The 24,159-nt window shown below is 41.1% G+C and carries 15 protein-coding genes; 6 read left to right on the forward strand and 9 right to left on the reverse strand.

Annotated elements, in window-relative coordinates:
* Window positions 1–22: 22 nt before the first annotated feature.
* Entirely contained in the window at window positions 23–343 is a 321-nt protein-coding gene (locus BP74_RS15410; protein WP_496375250.1) for an ArsR/SmtB family transcription factor, read from the reverse strand.
* A 357-nt stretch (window positions 344–700) separates the two neighbouring features.
* On the opposite strand from BP74_RS15410, the gene BP74_RS15415 reads away from it, so the two are divergent.
* From BP74_RS15415 to BP74_RS15430, 4 genes are all read left to right on the forward strand, one after another.
* Window positions 701–1,381, forward strand: coding sequence for a YciE/YciF ferroxidase family protein (locus BP74_RS15415; protein WP_496375251.1), 681 nt, complete (start codon window positions 701–703; stop codon window positions 1,379–1,381).
* A 527-nt stretch (window positions 1,382–1,908) separates the two neighbouring features.
* The gene (pta, locus tag BP74_RS15420; RefSeq protein ID WP_496375252.1) at window positions 1,909–4,062 is read left to right on the forward strand and encodes a phosphate acetyltransferase; all 2,154 of its coding nucleotides are present in this window, start codon (window positions 1,909–1,911) and stop codon (window positions 4,060–4,062) included.
* Window positions 4,063–4,112: 50 nt separating this feature from the next.
* Window positions 4,113–5,330 (forward strand): acetate/propionate family kinase, encoded by a 1,218-nt coding sequence (locus tag BP74_RS15425; protein ID WP_496375253.1) that lies wholly within the window; start codon window positions 4,113–4,115, stop codon window positions 5,328–5,330.
* A 166-nt stretch (window positions 5,331–5,496) separates the two neighbouring features.
* A complete protein-coding gene (locus BP74_RS15430; protein ID WP_496375254.1) occupies window positions 5,497–8,802 on the forward strand; it encodes a WD40/YVTN/BNR-like repeat-containing protein in 3,306 nt (1,101 codons plus the stop codon).
* Between the two features lie 230 nt (window positions 8,803–9,032).
* Here the strand turns inward: BP74_RS15430 and xth are convergent, their stop codons facing one another.
* The 5 genes from xth to BP74_RS15455 form a co-directional block, all read right to left on the reverse strand.
* The gene (gene xth / locus BP74_RS15435) at window positions 9,033–9,809 is read right to left on the reverse strand and encodes an exodeoxyribonuclease III (RefSeq protein WP_496375255.1); all 777 of its coding nucleotides are present in this window, start codon (window positions 9,807–9,809) and stop codon (window positions 9,033–9,035) included.
* Window positions 9,810–9,922: 113 nt separating this feature from the next.
* Window positions 9,923–11,767 (reverse strand): glycoside hydrolase family 2 TIM barrel-domain containing protein, encoded by a 1,845-nt coding sequence (locus BP74_RS15440; RefSeq protein ID WP_496375256.1) that lies wholly within the window; start codon window positions 11,765–11,767, stop codon window positions 9,923–9,925.
* 129 nt (window positions 11,768–11,896) lie between these two features.
* On the reverse strand, window positions 11,897–12,571 hold the full coding sequence (locus BP74_RS15445) for an ABC transporter ATP-binding protein (protein ID WP_496375257.1): 675 nt from the start codon (window positions 12,569–12,571) through the stop codon (window positions 11,897–11,899).
* Window position 12,572: 1 nt separating this feature from the next.
* Window positions 12,573–13,826 (reverse strand): ABC transporter permease, encoded by a 1,254-nt coding sequence (locus tag BP74_RS15450; RefSeq protein WP_496375258.1) that lies wholly within the window; start codon window positions 13,824–13,826, stop codon window positions 12,573–12,575.
* Entirely contained in the window at window positions 13,823–14,902 is a 1,080-nt protein-coding gene (locus tag BP74_RS15455; protein ID WP_496375259.1) for an efflux RND transporter periplasmic adaptor subunit, read from the reverse strand. Before BP74_RS15455 ends, BP74_RS15450 begins: the two co-directional genes overlap by 4 nt.
* A 155-nt stretch (window positions 14,903–15,057) precedes the next feature.
* Here BP74_RS15455 and BP74_RS15460 point away from each other — a divergent pair, with 155 nt between their 5' ends.
* The gene (locus BP74_RS15460; RefSeq protein WP_496375260.1) at window positions 15,058–16,842 is read left to right on the forward strand and encodes a glycoside hydrolase family 9 protein; all 1,785 of its coding nucleotides are present in this window, start codon (window positions 15,058–15,060) and stop codon (window positions 16,840–16,842) included.
* Between the two features lie 211 nt (window positions 16,843–17,053).
* Window positions 17,054–20,623, forward strand: a complete 3,570-nt coding sequence (nifJ, locus tag BP74_RS15465) for a pyruvate:ferredoxin (flavodoxin) oxidoreductase (RefSeq protein WP_496375261.1) — start codon at window positions 17,054–17,056, stop codon at window positions 20,621–20,623.
* A 225-nt stretch (window positions 20,624–20,848) separates the two neighbouring features.
* On the opposite strand, the gene BP74_RS15470 is transcribed toward nifJ, so the two are convergent.
* Genes BP74_RS15470 through BP74_RS15480 form a run of 3 tightly spaced genes read right to left on the reverse strand, consistent with a single transcriptional unit; the run spans window position 20,849 to window position 24,155 of the window.
* On the reverse strand, window positions 20,849–21,244 hold the full coding sequence (locus BP74_RS15470) for a hypothetical protein (RefSeq protein WP_496375262.1): 396 nt from the start codon (window positions 21,242–21,244) through the stop codon (window positions 20,849–20,851).
* Window positions 21,245–21,253: 9 nt separating this feature from the next.
* Window positions 21,254–22,663 carry an NADH-quinone oxidoreductase subunit N gene (locus BP74_RS15475; protein ID WP_496375263.1) on the reverse strand — a complete coding sequence of 470 codons (1,410 nt, stop codon included), beginning with the start codon at window positions 22,661–22,663 and terminating at the stop codon, window positions 21,254–21,256.
* Window positions 22,664–22,670: 7 nt separating this feature from the next.
* Window positions 22,671–24,155, reverse strand: coding sequence for a complex I subunit 4 family protein (locus BP74_RS15480; protein ID WP_496375264.1), 1,485 nt, complete (start codon window positions 24,153–24,155; stop codon window positions 22,671–22,673).
* Window positions 24,156–24,159: the final 4 nt, after the last annotated feature.

Below are 24,159 nucleotides of genomic sequence, written 5' to 3' on the forward strand. Positions count from 1 at the left end.
TAGAATAAAGGAGTTTAGTTTATTAAAATTTCTCTAGCAGGAATTCGCTATATTGGTGTAGCGACCCTAGTCTATTATAATTTACTGAATAGAAAATGAATGTTCCTTCTCTTTCGGAAATCACAATGTTAGCAGCTCTCAAAATAGCCAAATGTTGTGATGCCCGAGATTGATTAAGTCTGAGTTTTTTAGATATCCTGGTTACTGTCAACCTCCGGTTTTTATGCAGTAATTCTATTATTCGCCGACGAAGTTTATGATTGATTGCTCTATAAACACCTGCTGTGTTTTTAAGTGAAGTCATACCTGCCCGCTCTAACAGGCGCATTGAAGTCTCTGGCATTGAATTCTTTTTGGGATGAATAAAATAATAATTTTTATAAGGATCTAAGTAGGTGGCACTTGATTTTTGATATTGGCCATTTCTCCGGAATTAATATTCTATAATGTATTCATTGCAGTAACATTTAATAGTTTATACCAGGACAAATATTAGTGTTCTGCTTCAAAAAGTAATCCCCTGTAGAAACAGGGGAATAACAATAAAACGTTTAACACTTAAATATTCTGCTGCAATTTATTGTCAGGAGCAGATCTTAAATATTAATTAAGTTCCAACCGTTTGAAAACTTGATTGATCCATTAAAATTTCAGATTGAGCGGGCACAGTTTTTTTAGTATTTAATAAAACAACCTTAACATGGAACCATTATTAGACCTCCGTGATCTTCTTGAACATGAAATAGACGATCTATATTCAGCAGAGGAACAAATTATCGAAGCCATTCCTACTATGGTGCAAAACACCCAGAATCGCGATTTGAAGCAGGCACTAAACCAGCATTTAAAAATCACCCGTGAGCAAAAAAGAAGACTGGACAAAGTTCGAAAGCTCCTGAAAAGTCCATCCAAATCCACTGACAAAAAAGGATTTTTGGAGCGCATTTTTGGTGGAGATACAAAATGTAAGGGAACTGAGGGTTTAATCAAGGAAGGTGAAAAGATGATGGGAGAAGATATGGATCCTGCAGTTAAAGATGCTGCAATAATAGCCTCAGCACAAAAAATTGAGCACTATGAAATTTCTGGATATGGAACTGCCCGGGCATATGCCAAAGAACTAGGTCTTAAAGAAGTAGCACGTCTTCTGGAGCAGACCATGAAGGAGGAGAAAGAAGCAGATCGTTTATTGACCCAGTTAGCCTTAAACAAGGTAAATATCAAGGCTGATGTGGGCAGTAAATCTTCCTCCAGATCATTAGCTTCTTCTAAAAAAGGTGGTGGTGGTGGGGCTCCTCATGGTATAACTTCCCGGAAAACTGCAACAAAATCCAGATCTACCAGTAGTAAGGTAGCATCTAAAAAGGCAGCATCTCGATAAAGATCTTGATCTGAAAGAATATCAGGTGAATAGATGCAACTGTTATTAAGTATAGATAAGGCATATTATAGTAAAAAGCATATGGTTTGATACCACTAATATTCATACAGAGAATTTAATTCCATTCAATTAATATGATTTGACGGACTTTGTTAACTTTATTTAGATTTACAGCAGTATAGTGACAAATTCGGGACTAGAGTTAAAAAAACAATTTGAAACCATTGATATTCAATAAACTAAATATGGGGTTCGATTCCGGTCACCTCCACCAATTTAGCCACCATTTTGGTGGCTTTTTTTATGGTTTGACTATTCTATATGTATTCATTGCTATGTAAGAAGAAATAGTTGGGTAACTGATTTTAACAACCCTTTGTATCCTGAGATTTTCGCACCTTATTGAATTCTGCTTTAACGTAATGCTTGCTGTTATGAAAAATGACTTTAATCATATTTCTCTTAACATGCATCATTCCCATAAAAACCAATCTTCATCAATTTTGCACCAGATATAAATCTTAGCTATGACCAAAAATGTTTTTATTGCTTCTGCAGAACCGTACAGCGGAAAATCAATCGTAGCGTTGGGTCTTGTTAACATGTTGCTTGGAAAGGCACAAAAAGTAGCTTATTTCAAACCCATTATCAACCCGGATTTGAAAAGCAAAAAGGATGTTCATATAGATACGGTGCTTGAATATTTCAAACTTCCCATGCAATATGATGAGGCTTTTGCTTTTACAAGACAACAGGCTTTAAATCTCCTGGAAAAGGAAAATCAAAATGAGATGATTGACACGATCATCAATAAAGTGAAAAAACTGGAGGATGCACATGATTTTACAATTATTGATGGAAGTGACTTCATAGGAGAAGGAACGGCTTTTGAATTTGAGACCAATATCAATATTGCGAAAAACCTGGGTTCGCCTGTCATCATAGTCGTATCTGGAGAAAAGAAAACAACCTCTGACGTCATCAACTCCGTATTAACTGTCTTGCGCAACTTCGAAATGAAAGAAGTGCAGGTCATTGGCATAATTGTAAATAAAATAAAGCTGGACCAGGTTAAGGATGTTAAAGACTTCCTGCTACAGCAGCTAAATAAGGAAGTTATTCTTTCCGTTATACCCGAAGACAAAAACCTTTCTGCTCCCACCATGAAGGAATTATATGAGCAATTGGGAGCTAAGGTTGTTTGCGGGGAAGACCAGCTTTCCAACCAGGTGGATAATTTTGTCACAGGAGCCATGCAGGTACCCCAATTCCTTAACCATATTAAGGAAAATGTGGTGATCGTGACCCCTGCCGACCGTGGAGATATTGTGATCAGTGCTATCCAGGCTAACCTTTCTTTAAACTATCCTAAAGTTGCAGGGGTAGTTATTACAGTGGGCGGTAAGCTTGATAAGCCTGTGCAGCGTCTGGTTGACGGTTTATCATCCGTTATTCCAATTATTTCTGTAAAAAGTGGAACGTTCGAGACCACTGCGAGGCTGGGAACAATCCATTCCCGGATCACTGCTGATAATACCAAGAAGATCCAGCTGGCCATTGATACCTTTGATAGGTACGTGGATGTCAAATCACTGGAAGAAAAACTGGTTACCTACCATTCCGAGGTATTGACACCCCATATGTTTCAATACCAGATCACAAAAAAAGCAAAAGCATTCCGTAAACATATTGTTTTACCTGAGGGTGATGATGACAGGATATTAAAAGCCGCTTCACGGTTGTTGAACCAGCAAATTGTTGATCTTACAATTCTGGGTGATGCACACCAGATAGCCGCATCAATTAAGAGGCTTGGATTGAATTTCGAAAATGTCCGGTTACAAATTGTTAACCCTATAGAATCGCCTTATTATAATGACTATGTTCAGACACTGTATGAGCTTCGTAAAAGCAAGAATGTGTCATTGGAAACGGCACGCGACCTGATGACTGATGTCTCTTATTTTGGTACTATGATGGTTTATAAAGGCCATGCTGATGGAATGGTTTCAGGTGCTAACCACACGACCCAACATACTATTCGTCCGGCATTACAATTTGTAAAGACCAAACCAGGCATTTCTATAGTTTCATCTATATTTTTCATGTGCCTTCCTGACCGCGTTGCTGTCTTTGGTGATTGTGCAGTGAACCCGGACCCAACAGCCGAGGAACTGGCAGAGATAGCTATTTCTTCTGCAGAAAGCAGCAGCCGTTTCGGTATTGAACCAAGGATAGCCATGTTATCCTATTCATCAGGGAATTCAGGTGAAGGGGCCTATGTTGAAAAAGTACGCTTAGCAACCAGGATCGTTAAAGAAAAAAGACCTGATCTAAAGATCGAGGGACCCATTCAATACGATGCTGCAGTAGACCCTGTAGTAGGCAAGCAAAAGCTACCTGATTCTGAAGTGGCAGGCAGGGCCAATGTATTTATATTTCCTGACCTTAATACCGGCAACAATACCTATAAGGCTGTTCAAAGAGAAACCGGCGCACTGGCTATTGGTCCAATGCTTCAAGGCTTGAATAAGCCTGTGAATGACCTTAGCCGTGGATGCACGGTTGACGACATTTTTAATACAGTCATCATCACCGCCATCCAAAGCCAGGAGGGTAAAGAAACGGAAAAAGTTGAACTAAAAGATACAGTTATGACCAGTCAGGCCATCACAGTATAACCATTTAATTAAGAGGGTCAGCATTAAGTCAAAACTGAACGTATATATCCATGAATATTTTTATCATAAACTCAGGTAGTAGTTCCATAAAGTACCAGTTGTTTAAAATGCCCAATACAAAACCCATTTGTACAGGCCTGGTGGAACGCATAGGATTGGAGAATTCAGTCATTACGCACAAATTGATACATGGGGATGAAGAAAAGATCCTTCGCCGAACCATGGACCTTGTTGACCATGAAGCCGGGCTGCACGAGGTGGCCAGGTTATTAACAGATAAAGAAATTGGTGTGATACAGGATCCGATGGAAATTGAGGCTGTGGGACATAGGGTAGTACATGGTGGAGAGACCTTTGCTTCCACAACCCTGATCACCAAAGAAGTAAAGGCCGAAATTAAAAAATTGTTTTCACTGGCACCGTTGCATAATCCTGCCAATTACCTTGGGATAGAAGTAGCTGAGAAAATATTTACCAGGGCATTGCAAATTGCTGTTTTTGATACTGCTTTTCACCAGACCATGCCTGAAGTAGCATATCGCTATGCTATTCCTCAATCCTTTTATACTGAAAGAGGTATCAGGGCATATGGATTTCATGGTACCAGCCATAAATATGTAACGGCCAAAACGCTGGACTACCTGAAAAAGCCCAAAGCCAATATCATTACCATTCATTTAGGTAATGGTTGCAGTATGGCTGCAGTAAAAGAAGGAGTTTCTGTAGATACAAGCATGGGTTTTGGTCCTCTTAACGGGCTTATTATGGGAACCAGGTCAGGAGATATTGATCCCTCAATCATATTTTACCTGGTAAACCAATTGGGGTATAGCCTTGACCAGGTAAATACATTGTTGAATAAGCAAAGCGGTATGCTTGGGTTGACAGGCTTTAGCGATATGAGAGATATTACCAAGGCAATAGCAGCCGGTAGTGAACAGGCTGAATTGGCTTATGAAATGTATGCATACCGTATAAAAAAATACATCGGTTCATTTGCTGCTGTCCTTAATGCACTTGATGCTATCGTATTCACTGCAGGCGTAGGGGAAAATGACGTTTTAATCCGTCAAATGATCTGCAGAGATATGGAGTTTTTTGGAATCAAACTGGATGATGACAAGAACAAAACGAGATCTGCAAACCTTAAAGAGATAGGAGCTGATGATTCACGTGTCAAAATACTCGTGGTGCCCACTAATGAGGAACTGGAGATCGTTGAGCAATGCTTTGAATTGATCAATAAAAGATCAGCTATTTTATCCTAAGCACAAATGACCAATATATAGCTATGCCATATTTTGTTTAGATGAATCTAAACGTGAATTGAGCCAGCTAAGATTTAATATACCCATGTAATAGAATAAGGTAAGGCAACTGCTTTAATTCAGCCTTCTGCTGTATCTTCCCAACTAATTTTCTAAAACATTGCTTATGCGATTCATGTTGACTGTTGTCAGCTTTATGCTGCTGACCATCGTGTCATTAACTGCTTATTCTCAAAAAAAACGTCCAGATACTTCTGCCAAAGTACAAGGCCCGGGAGCATTAAATGCTGCCGTACTGAATGGGTTAAAATTCAGGAACGTAGGTCCTGCCATCACATCGGGTAGGATTGCCGACCTGGCCGTAAATCCAAATAATCATAATGAATACTATGTGGCTGCCGCTGCAGGTGGTGTTTGGAAAACCACAAATGCAGGAATTACCTATACGCCTGTTTTTGATAATGAAGGTTCCTATTCAATTGGATGCGTAGTGCTTGATCCATCTAATCCAAATATCGTCTGGGTAGGCACGGGAGAAAGTAATAATCAGAGAAGTGTGGATTATGGTGATGGAGTTTATAAATCTGAAGACGGAGGTAAAAGCTGGAAAAATGTTGGACTAAAAAATTCAGAACATATTGGGAGGATCGTTATTGATGCCACCAATTCAAATATTGTATATGTAGCCGCCTATGGCCCGCTTTGGTCATCAGGTGGTGAAAGAGGAATATATAAGACCACCGATGGTGGTAAGACCTGGAAGAATATTTTGTCAGTTAGTGAGAATACAGGATTCAACGAGATTCATATGGATCCCAGGGATCCTAATGTTTTATATGCGGCCGCCCATCAAAGACAACGGAAAGTATATATGTATGTAGGCGGAGGGCCCGAATCGGCATTATATAAAAGCACAGATGCCGGTGCTACATGGAATAAGATCATGACTGGCATGCCTAAAGGTGATATTGGCAGGATAGGATTATCCATTTCTCCAGCCAACCCGGATGTAATATATGCAATAGTGGAAGCCACAGATGGTGCCGGATTGTATATAAGCAATGACAGGGGCTCCAGTTGGGAAAAGCAAAGCACGTATGCAACTGCAGGTAATTACTACCAAAGAATTTTTGCTGATCCAAAAAATGTTAATAAGGTTTATGCCATGAATATGTATGCAGGTGTAAGCCTGGATGGTGGTAAGAATTTCAAGGTACTTGGGGAGAAAAGTAAGCACGTCGACAATCACGTGATTTGGATTGACCCTTCCAATACAGACCATTTATTAGAAGGCTGCGATGGTGGATTGTATGAAACATTTGATGGAGCTGCCAACTGGCAATTCAAACCCAATCTTCCTGTTACTCAATTTTACAAGGTTGCTACGGATAATGGTTACCCATTCTACCACATTCATGGTGGCACGCAGGATAATTTTAGTATTGGAGGGCCCTCAAGGACATTAAGCAGCAATGGTATTTTAAGTTCTGAGTGGTACTTTACCAGTATTGGAGATGGATTTGAAACCCAGGTGGACCAGTCAGATCCTAATATAGTATATGCTCAATCGCAATATGGAGGCCTGGTAAGATTCGACCGCAAGAGCGGGGAGTTCTTTGATATCAAGCCAATTGAAATGAGTGGTGAAGCTGCTAACAGGTGGAATTGGGACGCTCCGCTGCTGATATCACAATTTGATAACAAACGCCTGTATTTTGCTGCCAATAAAGTGTACCGCACAGATGACCGGGGCAATTCATGGAAAGTAATCAGCCCTGACCTTTCACGCCAACTTGATCGCAATAAGATGAAAATAATGGGAAAAGTTTGGAGCGTTGATGCGGTGGCGAAAAACCAGTCAACTGACGTCTATGGAAATGTAACCACACTGGCAGAATCAAAACTTGATCAGAACCTTTTATATACAGGCACAGATGACGGCCTGATACATATTACTTCGGATGGTGGAGCAACATGGACAAAGGTTGATGTTGATAAGATTCCAGGTGCTCCTGAAAAGACCTATGTGAACCAATTGATCGCTTCGCAGCATGACAGGAATACTGTATATGCTACATTCAACCATCACCGGTATGGCGATTTTCATCCTTATGTTTACCGCAGCAGAGATGGAGGTAAAACATGGGTGGCTATTCAAAATAATTTACCTGCCAGGGGCACTGCCTATACCATAGCAGAAGATCATGTTGATCCCGATCTGTTGTTTGTAGGTACTGAGTTTGGTGTTTACTTCAGCAATAATGGAGGTCAAAGCTGGACTCAATTAAAAGGAAGCTTGCCAACCATTGCAGTGCGTGATATAGAAATTCAGAGAAGGGAAAATGACCTGGTACTGGCAACATTTGGAAGAGGTTTTTATGTTTTGGATGATTATTCTTCGTTAAGAAACCTTAAGAAGGAAAACATGGAAAAGGCGGCCATGATTTTCCCGGTAAAAGATGCATTGATGTATGTGCCTTCAATTCCATTGGGTGTAAGGGGCAAGGGCTTCCAGGGTGAAAGTTTTTATACGGCGCCTAATCCACCGGTTGGCGCTGTTTTCAATTATTACCTGAAAGAAGATCTGAAGACATTAAAAGAGAAAAGAAAAGAAGTGGAAGCTGATAAGATAAAGAGAGGCGATGCTCCGTATTATCCTTCAACTGATAGCCTGCGATTGGAAGACCGCCAGCCGGCACCTCACTTACTGTTTACTGTATCGGACGAAAGCGGCAATGTAGTGAGAAGGATAAAGGCACCTGGTAAAAAAGGATTCAACCGGATTGTTTGGGACCTTCGCTATGCACCTTATGGACCAATTGACCTTACACCTTTTGATGAATCCTTTGTATTTAGCGATAAAGAAAAAGGATACCTGGCCATGCCTGGAAATTATAAGGTGTCTCTCAGTAAGTTTGAAGATGGCAGTTATACAGAATTGGTGCCTCCACAGCCATTCAAAGCAGTGGCATTACACACAGGTGCCTTGCCGGTAGCCGACAGGAAAGAGGTTGATGTATTTAGTAAAAAGGTAGCTGAATTGAGAAGAGTGGCAGCCGCTGCAGACCAATACCGCGAAGAACTGGCCAACAAAATAAAGTACATGAAGGAAGCGGTAATTCAAACACCTGCGTTACCTCTTACAGTTTCTAAAAATATATATGACCTTGAAAAGAGATTAACAGAAGTCAATGACCTGCTCAACGGGGATGAGGTGCTCTCCAAAAGAGAGTTTGAAACATTGCCATCTTTAAATGGTCGTATCAATAATATTATTGGTGGATTGTGGGGAACAACATCAGCTCCGTCAAATACGTATCTACAATCGTATGAATTGGCAGTGAAAGATTTTGCCCCGGTTTTATCTGAATTGAAAGCCATCGGTACAGAGGTCAAAAAGCTGGATGATCTGCTGGAAAGATCTGGTGCTCCTTACACACCTGGAAGGGTACCGGTTTGGAATGGTAATTAAGAATCTCATTATTTAATAAAAAGAGGCTATCTCGGGTAGGGATAGCCTCTTTTTTTATTGCAAGGTTTTACATTTAAGAGTAACCCATTGAATCATTGCCAGCAAATCGGCAATGTGTTCAATAATAGCTATGGTGTAAGAAAAATTGATGAGTAGATATCTAGAAATAATAGATAATTAGCGTGCCGAATGTGTAGGCAATTTATCATTACCCTTTACCATATGCTCCATTATTTTTCCTTCAACTCAATCCACACTGGTGCATGGTCACTGGTCTTTTCCCAGCCACGGACATGCTTGTCAACGCCAGCAGCCTTGAGGCGCCTGTCAACATCAGGGCTTAATAAAAAATGATCTATACGTAAGCCTGCATTACGACCATAGGCATTGCGGAAGTAATCCCAGAAGGTATATATCGTTTCATCAGGATACAGCTTTCTAATTGCATCTGTCCATCCCTGGTCGGTGAGCTTTTTAAATGCAGTACGAACCTCTGGTCGAAATAAGGCATCATCCAGCCATCGTTCAGGTTTATATACATCCTGTTCCGTTGGCATCACATTATAATCTCCTGTCAGTATAGTAGGCTTTCCGGCTTTCAGCAATTGTTTTCCATGTGTGATCAACCTGTCAAACCATCCTAATTTATAATCGAATTTCGGCCCCGGTGCTGGATTGCCATTGGGCAGGTAAAGGCAACCTATAGTAATTCCATTAATGACAGCTTCCAGGTAACGACTGTGAACATCTTCAGAATCACCAGGTAAGGCTCTCCGTACTTCTTCTGGCTCATCTCCACGGGAAAGGATGGCCACTCCATTCCAGCTTTTTTGTCCATGCCAGATGGCTTTATACCCGGCCTCTTCTATAGCTGCCAAAGGAAATTTTTCCTGGGGTGCCTTTAATTCCTGCAAACACACAACATCAGGCTCGGCTTCACTGAGCCATTTCAATAATACTGGCAATCGTCCATTTACACCATTGACATTATACGTAGCTATTTTCATCTGGAATTATTTCTATCCAACTAATGTAATTAAAAATCATGCTCTATAACAATGAGCTTCTATGAAGATTGAATGCATATTGTATTATGCATTTTGCTAACAGCTTATTCAATTTACTGTTCATCATCCCTTGAATTTAATAAACCTTCCGGCACTTTTAAAGCTGCTGAATGTTCATCTATCAATCCATTCTTTTCATCTTCAATATTGGTGGCCTGTGTATATACATCACCAGCTATTGGCCGGCTTCTTAATTCCTTTTTGAAGGCTTTGATCAACTCAGTACGTCCTTCATTTTCTTTGGGGCCTCCATAATCCGAGAAGCCAAAGCCCCCCCATTCGCTTATGATTAGGGGTATGTGATTTCTATAAAAGAAAGGATCGCCCACCACTAAAGGAAAGGCTGCTACACCAGTCATTTCTCCGCGCACTATTGCATCTAATAATTCTTTCCACCTTTCCAGTTCAGGTGTATAAAGATGGGCGGTGAGCAGGTCGGATTTTAACCTTCCTTCAAAGGATATATGTTGCCAGCCATCATTGTCCACTACTAAAAATTGGGGATAGGCCAATTGCATGAAATGATACATATCGGTTATGTATTGCCTTGTTTCAGGGTTGGTGGCTATATCCTGGGCGCCCCAGTCTTCATTGTATAAACTCCAGATAACCACCGATGGGTGGGTGCCGATCAGGGAGAGCATGCGCAATAATTCTTCACGATGGGCCTTGCGGCTTTTGGATGAGGAATGGTGGGGGCTTGGTACTTCTACCCACAAGAGCATGCCGATCTTGTCGGCCAGGTTATAGATACGGGGGTCTACACCGGCAATGTGTATGCGAACAAGATTACAACCCAGTTTTTTCATGGCCACCATATGAGCCTTGATCTCTTCATAGCTAGCTGTCCCCGGCTGGTAAAGAATGCCATCCAGGTACACCGATTTGTTGTTTAAATAAACACAGCAGCCCCTGGCTTCTATTTTGCGCAATCCAAAATGTGTCTCTATTTCAGCAGCATAGCCTTTTTCATCAATCAATTGGGCTACAAGACGGTACAATACAGGGTTTTCAGGCGTCCACAATTCTGCCGAGGGAATTTCAATCACCACTCTTTGTCTTTTCTCACCTGATTCCAGTTTGAGAGGATAAGTATCTGCTGCCAATGGTTCAGGGGTTTCCTGTTTTCTTTTATATACCTGTAACTGTAATGTATAATTCCCCGGGTCATGTATACGGGTGGTGAGGTTGAAGCGCACCATGTTGTCTTCAACAATACTAAAAACCCCAACCCTTGAGCGAAGCCTGTTGCGTTCCACAGGTTCCAGCCAAACGCTGCGAACTGCACCGGTATACGTCTGGTACCATATACCACCTCTCTTGTAAACATGAGATTCCTGTTTTCCCCTTGGGATGTCAGCATCCATGGAGTCAGCTATCCGAACGGTAAGCCGGTTGGTTTCTTTTAAGGTTTTGGGATTTAATTCATAGGAGAAAGAAGTGTACTCTCCTGTATGAACTTCTTCTCCTTCAATGGTTTTTAATAAAATACCGTTTAACCATACCATGGTCTCATATCCGCAAGCGCCGAAGGTCAATTGTAGCAAAGAGTGAGGATCGCCGTTATTGGTAGACAAGTCAGGAAGGGGAAATTCTCTTTCATACCAGGCAATTACCTTATCCCTCCAGGATTTTTGGGTGGGCTCAATCCTGGCATTTTTCATGTGTTCTTCTATGGAGCCTGGCCACATTCCCGTGTATTCATAGGCATGTCCAAGATGCCAGCTTTCGGTTAATCCTTTATCCTCCAGATCCAGTTTGAATTTCCATTCTCCATCCAACAGGATATAGGAGTTTGGCCGGAGTACGGCACGAGGTAAAAGATTAATGGATGTGTCTTCTGCAAAACTTTCTTCTTTTGTTTTCGAAAGGCCATAATTCGGATGATGTATTTCCATGCTCTTCTTGCTGTTTCAGCCTTTTTACTACTAATATTGCGCCATAGTAAAGCAAATACAGAAAGTGAGATGCTAGCTGGTTTTCTATTGAGTTTACAGTGAGGGCATTATATAAATTATTCAAAGCAATTATACAATCCTTCCATCTTCCATTTGAATGATTCTTTTGGTACGATTGGCGAATCCCGGATCATGTGTTACAATTAATAGAGTTTGACCAAAATTGTCTGATAGTTGTTGAAATATATCAAAGATGAGGTCAGAGTTCTTTTTATCCAGGTTACCGGTAGGTTCATCAGCCAATATAATACAGGGACTATTGATCAGTGCCCTTGCTATGGCCACTCTTTGTTTTTCTCCACCTGATAATTGATTTGGATATTTTGGAGCTAATTGGTGTATGCCGAGAATATTGAGCCATTCGTTTGCTTTTGTTTCGATATCCAACAATGGCAGCCTGGCCATTTTCAATGCTGGCAGCATTACATTTTTAAGTACAGTAAATTCATTAAGCAGGTAGTGAAACTGGAAAACAAATCCTATTTTTTTATTCCGCACTTCTGCCAGGTAGTTTGACTTTTGACCTGTCATCAAATCATTGTCAATATATAATTTACCCTTGTAATCTGTGTCCATCGTCGAAAGGATATATAACAAGGTGGACTTTCCGCACCCTGATCTACCCATAAGTGAAACGTATTCGCCTTTTTGAATGTCTAAATTTATATCACTAAGAATAGGAATGCCAGGTTGTTCTCTGAAAGATTTCTCTATGTGTATGGCCTGTAGAATAATATCGTTCATATTATTTCCCCCTTATGATCACAACCGGGTCTATTTTACTTGCTTTAAGAGCAGGAAGCCAGCCAGCAAGAAACGTTGTAACTAATGAAAACAAAATTCCTATTCCATAAAAGACTGGATTGTAATTGACAGGATAAGTTGAAATACCAGGCAACGATATGGCATGGAATGGTATGCCATCTATGAACCATGAAACCAGGAAACCTCCCAGCAAGCCAATTAGCCCTCCAAAGGTTCCAATGCTTAAGGCTATCATTAGAAAGATGGTTTTTACATCTGTTGTTGAAAAACCTGTAGCTTTTAGTATGGCAATGGCATCCATTTTTTCATAGATCATCATGTTTAAGATGTTATAAATTCCAAAGCCGGCAACGATCAATAAAGTAATTCCGACCATATAGGAAATAAGTGTTCGAATGAAGCTGCCTGTCTCAAATTGAGCATTGGCAGTTTGAATATCTTCAGCATGTGTATTAAATAACTGGCTATATTCTTTGGCCACGAAAGGAGCCTTCTTAATATCAAATAGCTTTACCTGTATATCGGTAATATAACTGGAAGGTTTATTAATCAGCTTCTGTGCCGTTTTTAAAGATGTAAATCCCAGAACTTTGTCAAAGTCCCTGATGCCTGTTGCAAAATAACCTACCAGCTTTAGTGGAAAAATATCCCCCCTGGTAGTGGTTATAAAAACCTGGTCCCCAATATTGGCCACTAATTTTTCTGCAAGGGGTTTACCTAGTATAATGCTATTGGGAATAAGTGCCAGGTCATTGCCTGTTCCCTGGCTTATATAATCATTGAAATGAAACAAACTATTTTCAGCCTGCACATCAATGCCACTGATACTGCCTGCAATCTGCACACTACCTTCATTAAAAAAGACAGGGGTATTGATCTTTAATGCAATGCCTTCCACTCTTTTGTCTGAAGCTATGGTTTTTACTATGGCTGCGCTATTATAAATTTCCTCCCGGGTATTGGTGGTTTTTACTGAAGAAATAAAATGATAGTAGTTTTTATAAGCAGGGGACATGGATATTGGCTGAACAGGGTTGGGTTGTAATTCATTGTAAAGCCGCACATGTGCTGTACGGTTCAAAATAAGACCATCCAGCAATTTATTTAAGCCAGTCATAAAGCTTAGCAAACCTATAAACATGGTAATACTGAAAGTAACCCCTATGGCAGCAACAAGTGATTGTTTCCACCTGGCCATTAACAGGGACCTGGCAATATCTGCACTGAGTTTCATTTAAGAGGTTTTCTTATGGCATCATGGATTGTTAATCCCTTTAAGATCTCTGCCCGCTGGTAATCCTTTAGCCCTATATCAACTTTCTTTTTTTCCCCATTGCTGAGTATTACATAATTCCCATTCACCAGGAAATCGGCAGGAATTGTCAATGCTTTTTCTTTTGAAGAAACAACAATATTTCCTTCGACAGTTAGATTGGGATAAAGACCTGGTGGCTGCTGAATAAAACAGGCTTCAACCTTAAAGGACCTGGTCTTATCATTCATAATAGGATCGATTTTGGTGACAATCGCTTCATATGCCTGGCCTTTATAGCTATCCATTCCCACAATAACCTTTTGTCCTGTGCGAACTTTTGATATATCATATTCATCTACCTGCAGCTCCATTAAAAAGTCTTTTGCATCACCTATAATGGCAACAGGCATTTGAGTGTTCACCATTTCACCTTCTTCTTTTAAGATCGTATAAACTTTACCATCTTTTTTAGCTCTAACATTGTAATCATCATTATTACTGGAACTTATCTCAAGGTTCTTTTTTGATTGAAGAGCGGCAAATGCAATTTGTTTTTTAAGCTGGTTATATCGCAGTAGAGTTGTGATGTAACTGGTGCGGGAATTCTTTAGGGCCAGTTGCCTTTGTTCCAGTTCGTTGCGGCTACCAATGTCTTGTTTCCACAGGTTTTCCTGTCTTTCCAATAGTGATGAATCAAGTTGCACCCTGGTTTTTGCCAGGGTAATGTTGGATTCCAATTCTGCAAGTTTATCTCTATTCAGGTCAACAGAGGAATAGTGTGCTGCCAGTTGTGCATTGTCCCTGGCAAGTTTTGATATTTCGTTATCTACAGTTAGTAGTATGTCGCCTTTTTTCACAGGGTCACCTTCAGTAACATTAATATGGCGTATAATCCCGTTGGCAGAGGAAAAAACCTGGTATTGATCCCTGCTTTTTATATTGCCCGGGGTATACACAGATTCAGTAATACTTTGGAAAACGGGAAAGGTGGTTTCTGTTTTATCCTTACAGGAAAAAAATAACATTACCAGGTATGCAGGAACCAGGTATTTCATGTATTAAACTTAAAAAAATTACTTTCCTCTTCTTATGACACTGGTCATTGAGTATAATGAACTTCATTATAGTTTTAAGATCCACTATATTACTGACCTTTATTTCTTTACACTATTTTGCATTGTGTAATTATAACCTTCATAAGATCCATTACATGAACAAGAACTGGCTGCTCATCTTGATTTTTCTTATCCCGGCCAGAGCCGGATTTGCTACAGAACAACCAGGATACTGGATCAGGATAAACCAATTGGGCTATCCAACTGGAGGCGTGAAAGTAGCCGTATGGTGTTCAAAACAAAAAGATCAGGTTACAGAATTCCAACTGGTTAATGCCCTTGACAGGAAGGTTGTTTTTGCTGCTTCAGCAGGGAAGCCATTTGGAGCCTATGGGCCATTTCAAGAAACGTACAGGCTGGATTTCTCTAATTTCCGGAAAAAGGGCCGTTATTACATACAAGCAAAAGAAGCAAGGTCGCCGGAATTTGAGATAGGTGATGATGTATACAAGGGTGCGGCTGATTTTTGCTTGCGCTACATGCGTCAACAACGCACTGGCTTTAATCCTTATTTAAAAGATAGTTGTCATACCCAGGATGGATATGTATTGTATGGCGCAAAAGGGGGTATAAAAGATAGTACCTACATAGATGTTGTTGGCGGATGGCATGACGCCAGTGATTACCTGCAATACTCAACTACTTCTGCCAATGCCACCTGGCACCTGCTTGCTGCTTACAGGGATTTTCCTTCTGTGTTTGGTGACACCAAAACGGCAAATGGGTTAGAAGGGCAAAATGGAAGGCCTGATGTGTTGGATGAAGCTAAGTGGGGGCTTGACTGGTTGTTGAAAATGCATCCCAGGGATAATTGGATGTTCAACCAGATAGCTGATGACCGTGATCATATCTCTATGCGCATACCCAGGCAGGACAGCCAGTATGGAAGAGGGTATCAGCGCCCTGTATATTTTATTAATGGCGAACCTCAGCAACGTGGAAAATTCATGAATAATACTACGGGCACTTCATCCACTGCGGCTAAATTTTCCAGTGCATTTTCACTTGGTGCAGTGTTGTTCCATTCAGATGCGTCGTATTCGCGAATTTTAAAAACTAAAGCTGTTTCTGCTTACCAATTTGCATTGCAAAAGCCTGGCGTAACACAAACTGTTTCTGTACGGTCCCCATATATTTATGCGGAAGATAATTGGGTGGATGATATGGAATTAGCTGCCGCGCTTCAAAATAAGAACAGTGCCGCATTGGACTATGCAAATCAGGAACCTATAACTCCATGGCTGGGAAACGATACAGCCAAACATTACCAATGGTATCCCTTTATCAATCTTGGACATTATGAACTGGCCAAACGTCTGCATGGTGTTGACAGGCAAAAACTAATCAGTTATTACAGGAAGGGAATTGAAGCCGTTTTATTAAAGGCGGGTTCCAATGCATTTAACAGGGGTGTACCTTTCATATGGTGTAGCAATAACCTTACTGTTTCTTTTGCCATACAATGCTTGTGGTATAAGCAGCTTACGGGAGATAAAAGGTTTGAAGCCCTGGAGCAGGCAAATATTGACTGGTTATTTGGATGCAATCCCTGGGGCACTTCCATGGTATATGGATTACCTGCATCCGGAGATACACCTGCTGATCCTCATTCCGCCTTTACACACCTGGGACATTACCCTATTGATGGAGGCCTGGTGGATGGACCGGTTTATACAAGCATCTATAAGGGCTTGATCGGCATTAGTTTACATGAACCAGATGAATATGAACCTTTTCAAAGTGAACTTGCTGTTTATCATGATGATTATGGGGATTACAGTACCAATGAGCCTACAATGGATGGCACAGCTTCGCTGATTTATTTATTAGCCGCCATGGAGACACAGGGGAAGGCGGTCAATTTGAAGAAAAATAAGTAGAGATGGTATTAGTTGAACAAACGCTTACACGAAAACGTAAAATTAATTGAGTAACCTGTTCCTTAACACTCAATTATAGCAACCTGTCAGTTTTTATTTTATTGGCCTGACCAAAAGCAGGTTTTAAAGGGTTTCTTTCTGATCCTTATCATATGTTCTGGCTGTGGCATTGGGTAGCTTTCCACTTTATTTTACTACCAAAATTTCAATAATGCAAACAGCTTTGGAACCTATTTCCGCAGGCACTCCGGAAATAAAAAAAGATGATCTCGCCATAATGGATGGCAATGAGGCTGCGGCCTATATTGCCTATAAAACAAACGAGGTTTGCGCCATTTACCCCATAACCCCTTCATCAACAATGGGTGAGTGGGCAGATGAGTGGAGTGCGCAGGGAATCAAAAACATATTTGGTCAGGTGCCACGGGTGATGGAAATGCAAAGTGAAGCCGGTGCGGCAGGAGCCGTTCATGGTGCTTTACAGGGTGGAACACTGGCTACAACTTTCACAGCTTCACAGGGATTATTGCTAATGATCCCAAATATGTATAAGATCGCAGGAGAATTTACACCTGCAGTATTCCATATTGCAGCCCGTGCGCTGGCTACTCACGCCTTGTCCATTTTCGGTGACCATAGTGATGTAATGGCAGTACGCTCGGTAGGCTTTTCCATGCTTTTTGGAAATAACTCCCAGGAAGTAATGGATATGGCATTGATCGCGCAGTCCGCAACATTGGACAGCCGTGTACCTGTCATGAATATTTTTGATGGGTTCAGGACATCCCATGAATTGACCGAAGTAAACGTGATCCCAGATGATGTCATCCAGGCTATGATCAACCTGGATGCGATAAATGAACATAGATCAAGAGCATTATCTCCTGATAATCCTTTCATTCGCGGAACAGCCCAAAACCCGGATGTATTTTTCCAAAACAGGGAAGCTGGGAATAAATACTATTCCGGTGTTGTGGATATAATGAAAGATAAAATGAGTCAATTGGGTGCCCTGACAGGTCGTAACTACCAGCTTTTTGAATATTATGGCCATGCGGAAGCAGAGCAACTGATCGTGATTATGGGTTCAGCGGCAGGTACAGTAAAGGAAACTGTCAATTATTTGAATGAAAGAGGTGCGAAAACTGGTGTATTAGTAGTACGTCTTTTCCGTCCATTCTCTGTGGCAGATTGTATAGACGCCATCCCTAAAACAGTAAAATCAATTGCAGTTCTTGATCGTTGCAAGGAGCCTAATAGTAATGGCGAGCCATTGTATATGGATATTGTCAATGCGCTGAGCCAGGAAAATGATTTCAGACCACATATAATTGGAGGACGTTATGGATTATCATCCAAGGAATTCACTCCATCCATGGTAAAGGCCATTTTTGAAACGCTGCAACGCCCCGGAGCTCCCAGGCAATTTACCATAGGCATTGAAGACGATGTGACTAACCTGAGTATTCCTTACGAAAAGAATTTTTCACTGGATGGCCAGCATTTATTTAATGGTTTGTTCTTCGGGCTTGGAGCCGATGGTACTGTAAGTGCCAATAAGAATTCAATTAAGATCATTGGTAAGAAAACTGATAATTATATACAGGGATATTTTGTGTATGATTCCAAGAAATCAGGATCATTAACGGTTTCCCACTTGCGCTTTGGTAAAAAGCCCATCCAGTCAACCTACCTGGTGAGCGCTGCCAATTTTGTAGCCTGTCATCATTTTAATTACCTCACTAAATATGACATACTCAAAGATGCCAAGCCAGGGGCTGTATTTTTATTGAACGCTCCATATGCAAAAGAAGAGATTTGGGAAAAACTTCCCCGCAAGATTCAGGAAGAGATTGTTCATAAAAAACTGAAATTTTTTGCCATCAATGCACATGCTGTGGCGAAGGAAGCCGGTATGGGCTCAAGGATCAACACCGTTTTACAAACCTGCTTTTTTGCTATCAGCAATATTCTTCCACGCGAGGAAGCCATTGCCAAGATCAAGGAAGCTATTTATGAAACCTACTGGAAAAAAGGCGAGGCTGTTGTAAATAAAAATTATGAAGCAGTAGATCAAACACTGGCTAATTTGTATGAAGTTGATTACTCCCAATATGCATTAGGGGACAGACCTTTGGATGATCTTTTACCAGCATCTGCACCGGATTTTGTAAAAGAAGTATTAGGAAAGATCATTGCTGGTGAAGGTGATGAATTGCCTGTAAGTGCATTTCCTGCCGATGGCACTTTCCCATCAGGCACTACCCAATGGGAAAAAAGAAATATTGCTGATGCCGTACCCGTCTGGGATACCAGCCTCTGTACACAATGTAATAAATGTGTGCTGATCTGCCCTCATGCTGCCATCAGGGCAAAAGTGTATAACAAGAGCTTATTGGAAACCGCTCCTTCAGGCTTCAAATCAATGGATCCTATCGGTAAAGAATGGGATAAAACCACTGAGGCTTATACACTTCAGGTTTCTACAGAAGATTGCACAGGATGTAATCTTTGCGTGGAATTCTGCCCGATAACAAGTAAGACTGATCCTGGCCATAAGGCAGTGAATATGTATGATAAGACAGGCATACAGGAAGTGGAAAAAACCAATTGGGACTTCTTCCTGGATCTGCCTGAAGTGGGAAGAGAAAGGATCAATAAAAACACAGTTAAAGGTTCACAGTTCTTCCAGCCTTTATTTGAATTTTCAGGTGCCTGCTCAGGATGTGGTGAAACTCCATACCTGAAATTATTGACCCAATTATTTGGAGAAAGGATGATCGTAGCCAATGCTACGGGTTGTTCTTCCATATTCGGTGGCAACCTTCCTACTACGCCATGGACGAAAAACAAACAAGGGGTAGGACCAGCCTGGGCCAACTCATTGTTTGAAGACAATGCTGAATTTGGATTGGGTATTAAACTGGCCAATGATAATAAACGTGAATCTGCTATTTCATTATTAGACCAGTTCAGGGCAGAGGTAGGTGATGAACTGGTAGATGCCATTATCAATGCGCCTGAAACTACAGAAGGAGAGATCAAGGCAAAACATGACATGATCAAAGCCCTGAAGCAGGAATTGCGTAATATAAATACCTATGCAGCCAGGAACCTGTTGCATCTTGCCGATTTCCTTGCTGCTAAATCCATGTGGATCATTGGTGGTGATGGCTGGGCCTATGATATTGGTTATGGTGGTTTGGATCATGTTCTTTCAACCGGTGAAAATGTGAACATACTGGTAATGGATACCGAAGTATATTCCAACACAGGCGGACAAAAATCGAAATCAACTCCAATCGGTGCCAGTGCCAAATTCTCGGTCAATGGAAAGACCACGGGTAAAAAAGATCTGGCACTACAGGCCATTGCTCATGGTACAGCTTATGTGGCACAGATCGCGATGGGCGCTAACGACGCACATACTATCAGGACCATTTTGGAAGCTGAAGCTTATCCAGGTCCATCTCTGATCATTGCCTATGCACATTGTATAGCTCATGGTATAGAAATGAACCGGGGTGCTTATGAACAGGATATGGCTGTGAAATCAGGTTACTGGCCATTGTTCCACTACAATCCATTAAAACCACAGGGTCAACGCTTCGTGATCGATTCCAAGGATCCGGCATTACCACTTTCAGATTTCATGTACCAGGAGAATCGTTTTAAAGTGATCAAAGCGAAAAATCCTGAACTGGCTGCAGAATTCCTCGAGCAGGCAGAAGCAGCTAAATCCGAAAGATGGCACAAGCTTTCCACATTAAAAGCTTTATAAGTCTACAACTATCAAAAAGTAAAGAACCGGGAGACCGGTTCTTTTTTTATGGGCAGGCGGAGATAATTTGATTTTGTCAATCACATGATTTGACATAATAGCAGCTACTATAATCATGTTCGAAATGCACAAACAATCTTGACCTGGTTAGAGAACACGTTATGGAGCAAAAAATAAAGAACCGGCAGGCCGGTTCTTTTTATTGTCTGGCAAGAAAAATGAAAACTAGGAATTTCTGTCTTCGAAATAAGGAATTTCGTCCAGTGGTACTGGTTCTTTTTGTTTCCAGTAAGCCAGTGTTACAATATGTTTATCACGCGTTTTTAACAGCCGGCCAAAGATGGCATTGGTAGGGTTAAATGTTACATCAGTGACGCCTACGGTAAATGTGGAAGGAGCAGGTACAGGTTCCACAACACCAGGTTGATTTTCTGTTGTGGCTACAGGAGGCGGTGCGGGAGCTGCTTTAGGTGGAGGACTGGCAACCACTATTACAGTATAATTATTCACTTCAAGGATATCTTTTAAAAAATCCACTCTATCCTGTGATGCGTTTCGTTCAACAATGGCGCATTTAACCCCGTTCAGTTCCTCGAATTCATGATTTTTATTGATAGCCATAAAACAGTTTTAAAAAGGACTATTGAGTGAGTGAATGTATTCATATACATAACTGAACAAACCAATGAATAATACGCCAATCACGCATGCATATAAAGCAATCCGTGGAAAAACAGGGATGGTGATTTTGGCTATAGGTTGTTCGTTTGGATCCATAAAGATGGCTTTCACTATTCTTAAATAATAATAAAAGGATATGATCATATTGAGAGCGGCAATAGTGATCAGCAAATAATTTCCTTTGGAGGCCCCTGCCAACAACAGGAAAAACTTACCAAAAAAACCGGCAGTAGGTGGTACCCCCGCCAGTGAAAATAAAGCAATGGTTAGTATCCAGGAAAGCACTGGATTCGTTTTATAGAAAGACCTGTAATCACTGATCTTTTCTTTTCCTGTCAAGGCACTCACCAATGAAACAACGCCGAAAGCTGCCAGGTTGGAAAACACATAGATCAGTACAAAATAAATAACGGAGGTAGAACCTGTTTGTGAACTTCCGGTAATACCGATCAGGATAAAGCCTACCTGGGCTATGGATGAAAATGCGAGGAACCGTTTGAAATTGTCTTGCCGGATCGCAAAAAGATTACCTGTAATGATGGTCAATACGGAAAGAATGAACAACATATTGTACCAGGCTTCGGCAAGCGGTTTAAATACTGTGTACAAAACCGAGACAAATACAAACAACACTGCGCCTTTAGAAACTACAGACAGGTAGGATGTAACTGCTACTGGAGCTCCTTCATATACATCCGCTGTCCACAAATGGAATGGTGCCACCGAGATCTTAAATGCAAAGCCGGCGAGCAATAATATAAATGCAAATATTTGTAAAGGTGTGTTAGTGAGTAATTGAGGTAATTGAGAAAATACCAAAGTGCCTGTCGTTCCATAGATCATGGAAATACCAAATAATAAAAGACCGGAAGAAAAAGCTGAAGAGATGATCAGCTTCATGGCAGCTTCAGATGATTGTCTTTTGGTAAGATTGAAGTTGGCAGCTGCTGCCAACGGTATGGTAGAAAGCTCCAGGCCCAGATAGAACATGAGTAAGGTGCCTCCTGAGATCATAAAGAACATACCTAGCAGTGTAGACAACAAGAGCAAATAAAACTCAATCACATGCTTATGCGTTTTTAGCCATGACCATGATTGCATGGAAATGATCAGCATGGCCAGGCTCAGGATATTTTTTTCCAATACCATTAATGGATTGGTCCTGAACATCTCGTTAAAGAGCATGCCCTGGCTGTTGCCAATAAAACCAAATATTACATTGAAAAGCAGTAATGCATTTACTATGTGCATTATCGTCTCATTACTGCGGTCTTTACCTAGTTTTAAAAAAAGCAATATAAATATGATGGCCGCAACGGTCAGTTCCTGCTTCATCAATATAAAAAACTCGTTCAACATACGGTGGTCATTTAGAAATGATGGTTTTTCCTATTTGCTGCATGATGGTCTCTGTACCTCCTGCAATTAATTGATTGATCAAAAAAGGAGCAATACCAATGATGACGATGCCCGTGATCAAAACACCAGCGGCCAGTTTCTCATTCCATGTGGCGTCATTCAGTCGCAAATACGATTGGTTTATAGGCCCCATGATGGTTTTGCCAGTTGCTCTTAAAATATACACTGCGGTCACTACTATGGAAGCACAAGCCAGTATGGTGGCTACTCTGTAAAGTGTATCCGGGTTTTGCCAGGAACCCATAAATACTGTCATTTCCGCTACAAAGCCACTGAACCCCGGAAGACCTAAAGAACAGAGACCCGCAATGACAAAAACGGTGGATATAAAGGGGGTGACTTTCAATAACCCACCCAACTGCGCAACCATTCTTGTATGTGTCCGGCCATAGATCATTCCAATGGCGGCGAAGAAAAGGGCTGTCATCAAACCATGCGATACCATTTGCAGTACTGCGCCATTAATGGATGTTTTTGTTAGCATGCCAATACCTAATAAAACAAAACCACAATGGCTGACGGATGAATACGCATTAATATATTTCAGGTCCTTTTGCATCATGGTGGCAAAGGCCCCGTAAATGATGGCAATGGTTGCCAATGCAATGATGACACCTGAATAGGCATGTGCTGCATCAGGCATCAGGTAGGTGGCTACCCTGAGGCATCCATAGCCCCCCAACTTCATAGATATGCCCGCCAAAAACATCGATGCTGCGGTGGGAGCAGAGGAGTGGCCATCAGGTACCCATGTATGAAAAGGAAATAAGGCGGTGAATATGCCAAACCCTATGAAGGCGAATGGGAAAAATAGTTTTTGAGTGGCTAAAGGAATGTGAAGTTGTGCTATCTGTAAGATATCAAATGTATTGGTATGGAAGAAAATGCCCGCCAGGCCCACAAATACCAGGGCTGATCCGCCCATCAACATGAGAGCAAGCTTCATGGCACTGTATTCCTTCTTTCCACTGCCCCAAATACCTATCAGCAAAAATTTCGGTATCACAGCCACTTCCAGGAAAAAGAATAAGGTGAACAGGTCCAATGATATAAAGAACCCATAGGCACCCATGCTCAAAAAGAGCAACAAAAAGAAATATTCCCTGTTCCATTTTTCTATAGTCCATGAAACCAGTATTCCTGCCAGTACCACGAATGCTGTTAATAAGATCATGGCAATGGATATACCATCCACACCTACATGATAGTTAATATGTAAAGGACCAAACCAAACATAATTGTATTCAAACAGCATAGGTGCTGTATTCCCCAACGAACGTTCCTGTAAATAGGCAGTAAGCAGGAATAGTGCTAAAGCCAGTTGCACGACGGCGCCCAGTAAAGAAACGATCCTTGTTGTTTTCGCCTCCTTTGAAAATAAAATAGCGATGGCTGTCAAAAAGGGCACTATTATGAGCAATGATAAATTCATACAA

It is taken from the genome of Flavisolibacter ginsengiterrae DSM 18136 (genome assembly GCF_059568575.1).